The 12,412-nt window shown below is 61.3% G+C and carries 13 protein-coding genes; 2 read left to right on the forward strand and 11 right to left on the reverse strand.

The genetic code is table 11. The features are described 5' to 3' along the window. Nucleotides 1–36 precede the first annotated feature (36 nt). From ACOQFT_RS17875 to ACOQFT_RS17920, 10 genes are all read right to left on the reverse strand, one after another. The gene (locus ACOQFT_RS17875) at nucleotides 37–1,725 is read right to left on the reverse strand and encodes a CocE/NonD family hydrolase (RefSeq protein WP_421599230.1); all 1,689 of its coding nucleotides are present in this window, start codon (nucleotides 1,723–1,725) and stop codon (nucleotides 37–39) included. Nucleotides 1,726–1,776: 51 nt separating this feature from the next. Further along, a complete protein-coding gene (locus tag ACOQFT_RS17880; RefSeq protein ID WP_421599231.1) occupies nucleotides 1,777–2,880 on the reverse strand; it encodes a glycerate kinase type-2 family protein in 1,104 nt (367 codons plus the stop codon). Then, the gene (gene dtd / locus ACOQFT_RS17885; RefSeq protein WP_421599232.1) at nucleotides 2,880–3,317 is read right to left on the reverse strand and encodes a D-aminoacyl-tRNA deacylase; all 438 of its coding nucleotides are present in this window, start codon (nucleotides 3,315–3,317) and stop codon (nucleotides 2,880–2,882) included. Before dtd ends, ACOQFT_RS17880 begins: the two co-directional genes overlap by 1 nt. A gap of 25 nt (nucleotides 3,318–3,342) precedes the next feature. Beyond that, nucleotides 3,343–4,011 carry a nitroreductase gene (locus ACOQFT_RS17890; protein WP_421599233.1) on the reverse strand — a complete coding sequence of 223 codons (669 nt, stop codon included), beginning with the start codon at nucleotides 4,009–4,011 and terminating at the stop codon, nucleotides 3,343–3,345. Nucleotides 4,012–4,102: 91 nt separating this feature from the next. Continuing rightward, nucleotides 4,103–5,194, reverse strand: coding sequence for a TFIIB-type zinc finger domain-containing protein (locus ACOQFT_RS17895; protein WP_421599234.1), 1,092 nt, complete (start codon nucleotides 5,192–5,194; stop codon nucleotides 4,103–4,105). Between the two features lie 35 nt (nucleotides 5,195–5,229). Continuing rightward, entirely contained in the window at nucleotides 5,230–6,378 is a 1,149-nt protein-coding gene (locus ACOQFT_RS17900) for an SPFH domain-containing protein (RefSeq protein ID WP_421599235.1), read from the reverse strand. A gap of 21 nt (nucleotides 6,379–6,399) precedes the next feature. After that, nucleotides 6,400–7,356, reverse strand: a complete 957-nt coding sequence (locus ACOQFT_RS17905) for a DUF2927 domain-containing protein (RefSeq protein ID WP_421599236.1) — start codon at nucleotides 7,354–7,356, stop codon at nucleotides 6,400–6,402. Nucleotides 7,357–7,369: 13 nt separating this feature from the next. Continuing rightward, the gene (locus ACOQFT_RS17910) at nucleotides 7,370–8,560 is read right to left on the reverse strand and encodes a toxic anion resistance protein (RefSeq protein WP_421599237.1); all 1,191 of its coding nucleotides are present in this window, start codon (nucleotides 8,558–8,560) and stop codon (nucleotides 7,370–7,372) included. Between the two features lie 30 nt (nucleotides 8,561–8,590). Continuing rightward, nucleotides 8,591–9,505 (reverse strand): 5-bromo-4-chloroindolyl phosphate hydrolysis family protein, encoded by a 915-nt coding sequence (locus tag ACOQFT_RS17915; RefSeq protein WP_421599238.1) that lies wholly within the window; start codon nucleotides 9,503–9,505, stop codon nucleotides 8,591–8,593. A 174-nt stretch (nucleotides 9,506–9,679) separates the two neighbouring features. Continuing rightward, on the reverse strand, nucleotides 9,680–10,489 hold the full coding sequence (locus tag ACOQFT_RS17920) for a pseudouridine synthase (protein WP_421599239.1): 810 nt from the start codon (nucleotides 10,487–10,489) through the stop codon (nucleotides 9,680–9,682). 62 nt (nucleotides 10,490–10,551) lie between these two features. Between ACOQFT_RS17920 and ACOQFT_RS17925 the strand changes: the two genes are divergently transcribed. Beyond that, nucleotides 10,552–11,013, forward strand: a complete 462-nt coding sequence (locus tag ACOQFT_RS17925) for a nucleoside deaminase (protein WP_421599240.1) — start codon at nucleotides 10,552–10,554, stop codon at nucleotides 11,011–11,013. On the opposite strand, the gene ACOQFT_RS17930 is transcribed toward ACOQFT_RS17925, so the two are convergent. After that, nucleotides 11,003–11,695 (reverse strand): metal-dependent hydrolase, encoded by a 693-nt coding sequence (locus tag ACOQFT_RS17930; protein ID WP_421599241.1) that lies wholly within the window; start codon nucleotides 11,693–11,695, stop codon nucleotides 11,003–11,005. The genes ACOQFT_RS17925 and ACOQFT_RS17930 overlap by 11 nt on opposite strands. Nucleotides 11,696–11,754: 59 nt before the next feature. Here ACOQFT_RS17930 and ACOQFT_RS17935 point away from each other — a divergent pair, with 59 nt between their 5' ends. Further along, nucleotides 11,755–12,411 (forward strand): ceramidase domain-containing protein, encoded by a 657-nt coding sequence (locus ACOQFT_RS17935; RefSeq protein ID WP_421599242.1) that lies wholly within the window; start codon nucleotides 11,755–11,757, stop codon nucleotides 12,409–12,411. Nucleotide 12,412: the final 1 nt, after the last annotated feature.

Consider the following 12,412-nt stretch of genomic DNA (forward strand, 5'->3'; position numbering starts at 1 on the left):
GGCAAGAACAAATGTCTGACACTTGAGCGTCCAGCATCACATTTGATCACGCGGTATGGCATCCTCCAGTCGCTTGGTTGATACCAGTTTGTCGCCCTCAAAGGCATCCTTACGAGCCCTGAGGAAAAAGGAATTCTGATCCGCCCACATCTCGCATGAGGTTTCAGTGCGCAGGTCGATACCGTTCCGGCTGATTTCTTGCGTCCATTTGCAATGTCCCCGAGCCGAGAAGGGATCATCCGGGTGGATCGTCCAGCGTTCATGCGCCATTCCGCCGTGGATTTGGCCGTGGTCGTTATTGGTAACCAGGCCAAAGTCATCCTTGATGATCAGGTGGGTTTCGCCCGAGTTCATGTCCGTTTCCACCCGCCGCGAATTATTCGGCGCGCGTAGCGACGTCTGACCCAGAGCCGGGGCCGACTCGGGCGGTGGAAACGTGTATTCGTCGCCACCGGATGGGCGTTGCGGTATGGTAATGTCGCCCTGCGTCAGATGCAGTTCGGTATGCTCGGGCGACGGCCAGATCAGCGGCGAATAGGCGCTGGAGATTGCGACCCGCAGCCTGTGCCCCTTGGGCACGCGATAGGCGATGTGATCCAGATCCAGCGAAACGTCATAAACGGCGCCCGGCGTCAGTGGTGTTGGCTCGGCGTGGCTGTCGCGATGCGTCAGGTTCAGCACGCCATAGGTGATGCGTGTCGAGGCCCCGTCCGGGTGCACATGATTCAGCCGAACGGCAATCTGCGCCTGCCGGCGGTCGGCACTCAGGCGCAGGCGAATGCGTGGCGCGCCGACGATGTCCATGTTCTCAGCCAGCGGTGCGCCATCGAAACAGGCCGAAAGCGCATCATCGGCGCGCTGGTCTCCGGGCATGTCGGGACCCAGCCAGATGGCGCAATAATCTCCGCTTTCCATGCCGCAGGTCTGCGGTGACCGCACGCGAACGTTCAGCGGGCCGTCCAGTCCAAGGCCCTCATCCGACAGGCCCAGTGTCAGGGCGGGCAGATGAGACGTGGCCCCCTCGGCCTCGGCGATCCAGCGCCCCGACCGTTCATTGTACCGGCGCTGCGGTCGCACGCCATCCATCAGATAGGCGCGGTAGGCGGGATCTTTGTCGACGCCGGTATCAATGCCTTTCAGCCAGTGATCCCACCAGCGCAGAGCTTCTTGCAAGAATCCGATTCTTGGTTCGGGTACTGCGAAATGAGGGTACTTGTGCACCCAAGGCCCCACGATCCCTTTGACTGGGGCTGTCAGTTGCTCAACCAGCAAAGGAACGGTGTTCTTATAGGCATCCCCCAAGCCGCCGGTCGCCAGCGTCGCCACCTGCAGCGCGTTGAACCCACCCCAGCTGATCCCCATCATCCCGATCATGCCGGTACACCAGGGTTGCTGCGCCAGCCAATGGATTGTTGCGACGGCATCGTCCAGCTCTTGCCGGGTGTATTCGTTCTCCATCAACCCTTCGCTGTCGCCATTGCCGCGCATGTCGACGCGTATCCAAGCATAGCCCCGTTCCGCAAACCAAAGGTGGGTCAGCGCATCCCGCACGGTCGTTCCGTCACGCTTGCGATAGGGCAGAAACTCCAGAATAGCGGGGACAGGGTTGTCCGCCGCATCCGTCGGTCGCCAGATGCGCGCAGACAAGCGACAGCAATCGGGCATTTCAATGCCGACGTCGGGGCTTTCTTCGATGGTGCGTAGCGCGTTGGCAGGCGGCGTCATTCGCACACTGTCCGGGGGAAGTTCAAATCAGGTTGGCTCAAAATCGTCAGATCATTCGCGGATTGCGACAAGCAGATCCATAACATTCGTTCCCGTCGGCCCCGTCACCAGCAATGCACCCGCGCGATCCAGAAAGCTGCCGCTATCCGCCTGCTGCAACGCTTGTTCCGCACCTTCGCCCCAGGTGGTGCCGTCGATGATAGCGCCGGCCGCATCGGTTGGGCCATCCGTGCCATCGGTTCCGCCGACGACCACCGTTATTCCTTCAGTTCCCGCAATCTCGCGGGCAAGGGCCAGCGCCAACCCCTGATTGCGCCCGCCGCGCCCCGGGTTTTCAGGCAGGACAACCGTCGGCTCTCCGCCGAAAACCATGACGCCGCTGGGCATGGCGCGGAGTCGAGCACCTAACGCTTCGGCGATGTTCAAAAAGTCATCGTGCAGACATTCTTCGTTGGTGAGAACTGTCAGGCCTTCGTCCCGCGCCAAATCCGCAGCGGCCGCGCGGGCATGAGCATTCGAGGCCACGATCTGCGTGCTCGCCTCAAAGCTATAGCTATCCGGCAGTGCCCCGATCCCCGAGCCGACAACATTCAGGTCATCCCCGGGCACGTCCGAGATCGCCAGTACGGTCGCCTTTTTCCCTTGGAAATGAGACAGAAGCCCGCCGCCTTTGATCCGCGACAGCTTGCGGCGCTCGGCGTTCATGGCCGTTATGTCCAGCCCCTCGGCCAGTAGCTGTTTGTTCAACTGCTCCAGATCGGACAGCGTTTTTCCCGGCAGCAAATCCTCGGCCAGTGAAGACGCCCCGCCGGACACCAGCAACAGCAGATGCGAGCCGGGCTGCATGGCTTCGACTGCTTCGCGCAGGGCCTGACCGCCCTCAAGGCTGCGGCTGTCGGGAACCGGATGAGAGGCCTCGATCACTGTCACATGATCCGGCAGGTCGCGCCCGTGGTCGTCCTTGGTGACAACCAGTGTCGGGCGTGGGCCAAAATGCTCCAAAGCGGCACGGGCCATTGCGGCAGCGGGTTTGCCCACGGCCAGGATTTGATCGGGTGCGGCGATATCGTGCAGCACTTTGCTGGTCGCAGCGTGGCCGCCCACGGCATCGACACCAGCCTGCCAGATGCGAATTGCCTGTTCTTTTCTGTCCATCAGCTTTCCACCCAAATCGTGACCGGCCCGTCATTGACCAGTTCTACTGCCATATCCGCCCCAAACTCACCGGTTTCGACCGGCACGCCATGCGCCGCAAGGCGCTGGGCGAACACCTCATAAAGATGCTTGCCAAGATCCGGCGCCGCCGCTTCGGAAAAGCCGGGCCTGTTGCCGCGCGACGTATCGGCGGCCAATGTGAACTGGCTGATCACCAACGCCGAGCCTTCGATATCTTTCACCGAGCGGTTCATTTTCCCGGCGTCATCCTTGAAAATCCGCAGTTTCGAGACCTTGGCGGCCAGTTGATCCGCCTTCGTTTCATCATCGCCCTGCATTGCGCAGACCAGGATCATCAGCCCCGGTCCGGTCTGGCCGATGACTTGACCGCCGACCGATACGCTGGCGCGTGAAACTCGTTGTAGGACTGCGCGCAAATTTACTCTCCGCCTGGTGCGTTTGTTACCCTAGCCATTCGACAATCTCGCTCAGATCGGCGCGGTCGGTACGAAAGCCATTGGCGGGGTGATCTTTATCCGCATAGCCAAAGGAAATCGCGCATAAAATCATCCGGTCGTCCGGGATGTCGAAATAGCGGCGCAGAAACGGGCTGTACGTGGCGACCGCCGCCTGCGGGATCGTGGCTACGCCAAGTGCCTGTGCGGCCAGTGAAAACGCGGTGACGAACCCGCCGCAATCCAGCGCGCCATAGGCCCCAAGTTCCTTCGGGCTGGTTATGATCGCGCAATGCGGCGCGCCGAACAGCGCGAAATTCTCCATCATCTGCCGGGCCGAGGCCGCGCGATCGCCGCGCTCCACGCCCACCGCCTCATACAAGGCCCAGCCGCAAGCCCGGCGGCGGTTCTGGTAGACACCTGAATACGAGGTCGGAAAGGGCAGATCGGGGGCAGGGGCGCCGGTCATGGCCTCTGTCTGCAGCGCCGTGCGAAAGTGATCGGTTTCTTCGCCGCTGGTGAGGATCACGTGCCAGGGCTGGGCGTTGCACCAACTGGGCACAAGCATGGCGCTGGTCAGGATTTGTTCGATCTGCTCCTTCGGGACCCGGTCGGGAAGAAAGGCCCGGCAGGAATGCCGCGCTGTCAGCAATTGGGTCAGATCGGATAGTGTCACACTGGCCTCCCCGCTCGGCTTTGACGCGGCGCAGAATGGCGTCTGATCGAGCGGAGTTCAAGCGCTAACAATTTCTGATTTCGGTCCGATTTCACCCTTGTTGGCCAGTTGCCATCAGATATCCGACGCCGGCGGCCACAAGCAGGCCCAGAACGACGGCGACGGTGATCTTGATAGCGGACCAGGGGCGCTCACCCTGAACGCGACCTGTGCGGCCGTTCACGACAAAGCGGTATGTCTGACCGCGATACTTGTAGGCCGCCATCCAGACCGGCAGCAGGATATGCTTGAACGTCACGTTCCGCACATCCGTATCGATCGTGTGTATCCGCTGGCGGTCGCCACCGATGTCGAAACGCACATCCCTTTCGATGACCCGGGCCATATACCCGCGCGCCTCGGTGTAGCCTTCCTGTAATTCAACGGTGTAGGCCTCGGCCCGAAACCCAGCCAGATACTCGGGCTGATAAGGCTCCAGCGCTGGTAAGTCCCAGGGCTCCAGCGCGTCGGTGTAGCTTTTGGGCAAAGACCGCGAGGCCAGCACAAGCACGTCGTCAAAGAACCGCTTCACCCGCCCGGATTTCGGAGACCACCGCACCTTGGGCACCTGCTGCTGCACACGCTTGCCGTCGCGCATGACGGTTCGGGTTTCATAGTAGACGGTGCCACGCTCGCCGCGATAGCTGGATTGCGTATCCGCATCAAACGTCCAGTATGGGACGTAAATACCCTGCATCTTGCGACCTTTGCGGGCGTATTCCTGCAACCCGTTCGGCGCAAACCACAGCCGCCCCAGCCAGTCCCCCATCGCCTTGTGCGCTGAACGTTCATCTATGGCAAAGGGTAACACCCCACGCGGCTTTATATGCCGATTGACACCGGTATCCGTAACCACCGGCGTTGCGCAGAACGGGCATTCAGCGGCGTGGGTGGCGGGGTCGAACTCGACCTGAGCCGCGCAGTTTGGGCAGGACAGAACACGTGTTTCCTCGATCTCGCTGTCGGGCAGGCGGTCCGCAATGGCGGCCACGAAATCCAGCTCTTTCAGGCTGGCACCGCCCCAGGGGCCGGCGCCGATAGCTTCGGAATGCCCGCAATGATCGCAGGTCAGGCTGCCGTCACCGGGGTTGAATCGGTAATCTGCACCGCATTGCTCGCAGGGAAATCGATGTTCTTCGGTCATCGTGCGGCCTTATTCTTGCGCGGACGTGTGAAAGGTCAGGCGCCGGGCGGCGGCGGTGGCAGAATGGTGAACAACTGCGCCAGTTCCTGCACGTCTCCGGCCTTTTTCCAGCCGTCTTGTCCGGCAGTCCAGACGTGGGTGTCGCGGGTAATTTCCCCGTCCGTCGCCATCCGTCCCATCTTGGCTTTCGAGAACGGCCCGCTGGTTTGCCCATCCACCGCGATGTGCCACACATGCTCGACCGGAGGAGGCGGCGGCGGTGCCGCGTGCGCTGCCGGTTGCGGGGCAGCGGGGGCGGAACTGCCCCATGGGCCACTCGGTTGACCCGCTGCCATGTTCGACATCTGCTGTGCCATGGCCATTCCCATGCCCATGCCAAGACCCGCGCCCATGCCGCCACCCTGACCGGGGTTGTTGGCGGCGGCGGTCATTGCCTCGGCTGCGGAATACTGGGTGAATTTGCCCAGATCACCCGCCAGCCCCATCGAGGTGCGCTTGTCCAACGCGGCCTCGACCGCGGGCGGAAGCGAGATATTTTCGATGTAGAACTCAGGCATCTCCAGCCCGTAGCTGTCCAGCACCGGCGAAACCTCAGCCGCGATCAGCTTGCCCAGATCGGCGGTGTTGGCGGCCATGTCCAGAACTGGAATACCCGACCCGGCGATCACGCGACTGAATTCTTGCACGATGATGTTGCGAATCTGAAAGCTGATCTCGTCCATGGTGAATTCACCATCGGTGCCCACGATTTCGATCAGGAACTTTGCGGCATCCTTCACGCGCACTGTATAAGTGCCGAAGGCCCGGATGCGGGTCGGCCCGAATTCGGGATCGCGCAGCATAATTGGGTTCTTTGTACCCCATTTGAGGTCATTGAACCGGGTTGTGTTGACGAAATAGATCTCGGACTTGAACGGAGACTGAAAGCCGTGATCCCAATGCTGCAAGGTTGTCATGATCGGCATGTTGTTGGTCTCAAGCATATAAAGACCCGGCGTGAACACATCCGCCAGTTGCCCCTCATGCACGAACACGGCCGCCTGGCCTTCGCGCACGGTCAGCTTAGCGCCGTATTTGATCTCGTGTCCCTCACGTTCGAACCGCCAGACCATGGTGTCGCGCGTGTCGTCGACCCAGTGAATGACGTCGATGAATTCTCCGGTCAGAAAATCGAAAATACCCATTGGGGTCTCCTTTCCTTGGGCTCAGAGCTGCTGGCCCATCAGTTCACGCGCAATGATCCGCACCACAGGGCGGGCGTCCTCGGCCGTCGTGCCGGGTGTCAGACGCGGGTCATAGAGCATCGTCAGTAGTTTCTCGTCATGGCTTGTCAGCAGCGCAAACTCATCATCGTCGTTGAAAATCGAAGGGCGCGCGGCAGGGCTGTCATTGGACAGGCCAAGGCCCTGTGCGATCTCTTCGTGGATGCAACTGCGGCGTAGCAGGTCGGGCAATTCTGTCCGGATCAGCGTCACCGCCCGCACATACCGGTTCGGAGCATTGCTCGTGGCCGAGGCAAACACGAAACAATCGATATTGGCGCGCGGGTTGGCAACCAGATCCAGCGAGGCCTGACCGATATTCGGGATCAATTGCTTGAGGCGCATGACCACATAGCTGCTGTCATCTTTGCCCGCAAAGAACACGTGGAAGTTCGCCTTGCGATTGACGACCGAGATCGGGTGGTCAGTCAGTTTGGCCAGCCGCGCCGTAAAGGCATCGACCTGCGCGGCATCCTGTTCGCGCACCTCGGGGGCAACCGATGGGGCGAATTCGGTCTGCACGCGCACCGGCCCCGTCCACCGGCTGAGCTGCCCGTCCGTCTTGCGCGAAGACGCGGTCACCGCGTGGTCGGGGTATTCGCTATAGAACGCGATGGCCTCGAAATTTCGGGCCAGATCGTCGGCGTCATAGGGCGTGTCGGGGCCACCCCCGTCTATTCGCAGCAAATCACGGGTCAAAAGATCGCGTTCGACCCGCTGATAGAACCGCGCCAGATCCTGACTTGCCGCGGACGGCGGCACATAGGCATTGGGCGCAGGTGCGGGCGTCTCTGGCCGCGGTTGCGGGACAACCGAAGACGTCAGGGTTTCATCGCAATTGGCCAAAACCAACAGCGATACCAAACCCAAAAGGGGCTTCAGATATCCCGATACCCGCACGCGCGACCCGCCGTCAGCCCGGAACCGCCGTTCCGGCAGTGTCGCCGATCCCGTCCTGACGCGCCTTTGCCGAGGCCAGCGTGTCGCGTAGTTCGGCCTCCATCTTCTGCAGTTCCTGTTCGGCAGCGGCGCGCTTGGCCTTGCCTTCGTCCGCGATGGCAAGGCTTTCATTGATAGTACCGATCAGGTCAGCATTGGCCTGTTTGACCGCTTCGATGTCGAATACGCCGCGTTCCATTTCCTCGCGGATCATCTTGTTGGACTCGCGCAGGTTCGCCGCGTTCGAGGTCAGCAATTCGTTGGTCAGGTCATTGGCGTCACGCACGGCGGCGGCGGCCTCGGCGCTGCGCTGAATGGTAACGGCCTGCGCCAGTTGGGTTTCCCACAGAGGCACGGTGTTGACCAAAGTCGAGTTGATCTTGGTCACCAGCGACTTGTCGTTCTCCTGCACCAGTCGGATCGACGGCAGCGACTGCATCGTCACCTGCCGCGTCAGTTTCAGGTCATGGACCCGGCGCTCCAGATCGTCGCGCGCGGCGCGCATGTCGCGCAGCTCCTGCGCTTTCATCACCTGCTGGTCCTCGGGCGCGGCCTGAACTTCGGCCTCTTTTTCGGGGATGTCGTGGCTGTCCAGCTCGGTCAGCTTTTCCTCACCCGCCGCGATGTAAAGCGCCAGTTCGTCATAGAACCCAAGCGTCTTTTCATAGAGCAGGTCCAGCGACTTGATGTCTTTCAACAGCGTGTGTTCATGGCCGAGCAGGTCGTCGGTGATACGGTCGATCTGGCCCTGAACGTTTTCGTATTGCGCGGTGAACTTGGCGAAAGGCGCGGCGCGGCCCAGCAGTTTTTCCCACCAGCTGCGCTCGCGGCGCACGTCCAGTTCGCTGACCGAGAAACCACGGATCGTCGTCACGATGTTGCGCAGGCTGTCCCCGGCGGGACCCACATCCTTGTTGCGCACATCGGCCAGCATCGCCTGGCTGATTTCCTGCAGTTCCGCCTGAGCGGATGAGCCGAAGGATACGATCGAGTTGGTGTTGTCCATGTCGATCTCATCCATCCGCTTGCGGATTTCGGCGCTTACGGGTTCGTCGGCCTCCTCCAGCGAAACAACTTCAGCCACAGGCTCGGGCAGGGCCACGGCAGTGACTTCCTGAACCAGTGTTTCGGCCTCGACCGCCTTGTTCTTGATCGCATCGGACATGGGGTAATCCTTTCTCAAATAACTGTCCGGTCAGTCCAACCGGACGCCTTCGCGTTGCAGACGTTCGCGCAACACGTCAATTTCAACCGTCAGATCACTGCGGTCATCCAAAAGCATCTTGCGGGTGCGGGCCGCGAAATTCTGTTCCAGATCGTCCAGCAAGGCGGTGTAGTCGGCCAGCGCCTGCGCATCCCGGGTGCGGGCAAAGACGTCGGCAAACTTCACCGTCGCGTCGCGCGCACCTTGCAGATAAACGGTCAGGTATTTGCGGGCGCCGGCCAGATCGCGCGGGTCTTCCTCGACCGTGCGGAACAGATCGCGGGCAGTGTCCTGAAACCGTTCGACCCGCGCTTCGACCCGGCGGTCGCCGGCGCGTTTTATGGCATCGGTCATCTCGGACAGATGGGTTTCGGCGTCTTCGACCACTCGGGCCACACGGTCCTGCTGAAACGTGTCGACCCCTTCCATGCCCTTGTCTTTCATCGGGTCCAGCCCGAACGACACCGAATGCAGCACCGTGGCCACCGCGCCAAACAGGATCGGAGCCACCAGACTGGCCTGCGCGGCGGTCTCGGCGTCCAGATATTCGGACCGATATGCGGCCAGCGCGGTGCCCAGCCCGGTCAGAACACTGGCGAAAATCTTGCGGGGAAAGGCCGGGCGGCGGGCGGTGCGGCGCGCGTCAAAGGCGGCCTCGGCGCGCAAGCCCTCGCGCAGAAGAAAGGCGGCGCCGGTCAGCAGGCCTGCTGCGATCAGCCCGATCGTCATCCCGATCGCTCCGTCGTTCAGCGACAGAAACACCAGTGGTATGGCGGGCAAGAACAGAATATTTACCCGCGCGCCTGCCGGTTCGACCCTTGCGCCGTGGAATTGCCCGCGCGGCGGTTTGTCGTCGTCGGACCCACCACCTTGAGGGCTGAATTTTCCGCCATACCGCTGTGACATGCGCTAAAGGCCCCCCAATACGCCGGTGCAGACACCGAACAACAGCACCAACAAGGCCGCATAGGCCAGTTTTTGCACTCCGGTCCCTGACATGACGCCCCCCATAAGCAACGCTCACGGAAAATTTAGGCGATACGAGGGCTTGGCGCTAGGGGGAAGGTTGCCAAACCCGCGTCACTTGCGAGTTTTCTTGCCGATTGGCGCCCGTTTTCGTTGCGGTCGTGCGGGGCGTTTCGGCTTTGCTTCAAGTTCCGCGTCCAGCCCCAACTGGTCCCGCATCACGCGGCGGCGGATTTCCTCGACCTCGCCTTGTTTCAGGCTGCCCAACTGGAATGGTCCATAGGACACACGCAGCAGGCGGTTCACGGCATAGCCGATATCCTCCATCGCGCGGCGAATTTCGCGGTTCTTGCCTTCGCGCAGACCGATGGTCAGCCAGGCGTTTGCGCCCTGTTGGCGGTCTAGTGAAACGTCCATCGGCAGGAACCGCTCGCCATCAATCACAAGACCTTTTCGCAGTGGGGCAAAATCCTCGTCCTTGGGCCGCCCGTTCACCCGCACGCGGTATTTCCGCAACCATCCGGTCGATGGCAGTTCGAGTTTTCGTTTGATGCCGCCGTCATTGGTCAGCAGCAGAAGTCCTTCCGAGTTCAGGTCCAACCGCCCAACGCTCATGACGCGGGGCATGTCTTCGGGCAGGTTGTCGAAGATGGTCGGGCGGCCCTTTTCGTCGCGCGTCGTCGTCACCAGGCCGGATGGCTTGTGATACAGCCACAGGCGCGCGGGTTCGGGCTCGGACACCGGTTTGCCATCAACAGTGATCTTGTCTTTGCCGGTGACGTTCAGGGCAGGGCTGTCGATGGCCTTGCCATTCACGGTCACACGACCGGCTTCGATCATGCGTTCGGCTTCACGGCGCGAGGCAACACCCGCGCGGGCAAGCACTTTGGCGATCCGGTCGCCGGGAGGAGGGGTTTTGGTCATCCGCAGCCCATAGCGCATCCCGCCGCCTTGCGAAAGACAGGTTTCTGATGCAGTCAGGGGTCATGGTGTTCAGATCGCATATGGACAAGGCGCTGGTTGAAGCGCGCGCAGCCGCAGATCGCGGAGAGGTTCCGGTGGGCGCCGTCGTCGTCGCGCCTGACGGTCGCGTTGTAGCCACAGCTGGAAATCGGACGCGTGAGTTGAGCGACCCCACCGCTCATGCCGAGATTCTGGCCTTGCGCGCCGCCTGCGCCGAGGCCGGGTCCGAGCGGTTGCCTGACCATGACCTCTATGTAACGCTGGAACCCTGCGCGATGTGCGCGGCGGCATTGGCGGCGGCGCGTATCCGGCGTATTTATTATGGCGCAGCCGACCCGAAATCCGGCGGTGTGGCCCATGGCGCGCGGGTGTTTACTCACAAACAGGCGCACCATGTCCCCGAGATTTATGACGGCATCGCCGGGCAGGAGGCCGCCGACCTGTTGAAAACCTTCTTTGCCGCGCGGCGTGATCCTAGAGAGTGATGGGTTTCATTACCTCGGGCTCGATCACATCCACCCCCGCCAACCCATCAATCAGCACCTGAGCGGACTGTTCGAGAATCGGGAAGGTCTTGTAGTGGCAGGGAATCACGGTCTTGAAGTTGAAATACCGCTTTGCCGCGTAAGCTGTTGCTTTCATATCCATCGTGAAATGCCCGCCCGCCGACAGGATTCCAATGTCGGGTTTGTAATAGTCGCCCATCCACTCCATGTCCGCCATGATATCGGTGTCGCCTGAGACGTAGAGCATGTGTCCCTCCGATGCGATCATGAAGCCAACCTCGCTGCCGCCCGTCCGCAACCCCTCGAGCGTTGAAAAGGTCGAGCTGTGAGAGGCTGGCACCATCGACACCATCACCCCGTTCAGGTTCACCGTGCCGCCTTTGTTGAAGCCGATGGTTTCCAACTCCTCGGCCTCGCTCCAATAGCCCATCAGATCGTATTGGCCGACTACGGGAACCTTCAGGTGCTTGGCCAACGACACCACGTCGGCCACGTGATCGAAATGGGTGTGGGTCAGAAGGATGTGCGTTGCCCCGTCCAATGCGGCGTCGTGCTGTTCTTCGGACAGCACCGGGTTGCCGGTCAGCCAGGGGTCGATCAGCAGAACCTGCCCCCCGGTTTCGATGCGGAAACTGCCGTGCCCCAGCCAAATGATCTTCATGAATCGTCCTCCTAAAACAAACTGTTGGCATCAACTTAGCATCGGCTATGTAAAAGTTCATGGACTGGTTGCAGGAAATTGACGGCTATTGCGAGCGCCTGTCGCCCGCCTATTGGGCCGAGCCGATCAACGCCGTGACAAACGCGGCGTTTCTGATCGCGGCTTTTGTCATGTGGCGGCGTGTGCGCGGGCAGGGGCTGCCCTTGGCGATGGTGCTGGTGATCATCCTCGCGGTGATCGGAGTGGGCAGTTACCTGTTCCATACCCATGCGCAGGTCTGGGCCGCGATGGCCGATGTCGCGCCGATTCTGCTGTATATTCTGGTCTATATCTTCGCCATCAATCGGGATGTCTGGCACATGCGGCCAGGCTATGCCCTGATCGTCACCCTTCTGTTCGTGCCTTATGCCGCAGCTACGGTCCCGCTGTTCCAGTTCATTCCGGGTCTGGGCGGATCGGCTGGCTACGCGCCGGTGCCTTTGCTGATTCTGATCTACGCGTTTCTGCTGCGCAAACGTGTGCCGGACACGGCCCGAGGTCTTACGATCGGCGCGGCAATCCTGATTGCCTCGATCACCTTCCGTGCGCTGGACGAGCCCCTTTGCATGCAACTTCCGCTGGGCACGCATTTCATGTGGCATATCCTGAACGCCACCATGCTGGGATGGATGATCGAGGTCTATCGCAGGCACATGGCCCGCGCGTCTCAGACCTGAC

The organism is Ruegeria sp. MALMAid1280, from assembly GCF_049195285.1.
Lineage (GTDB): Bacteria > Pseudomonadota > Alphaproteobacteria > Rhodobacterales > Rhodobacteraceae > Ruegeria.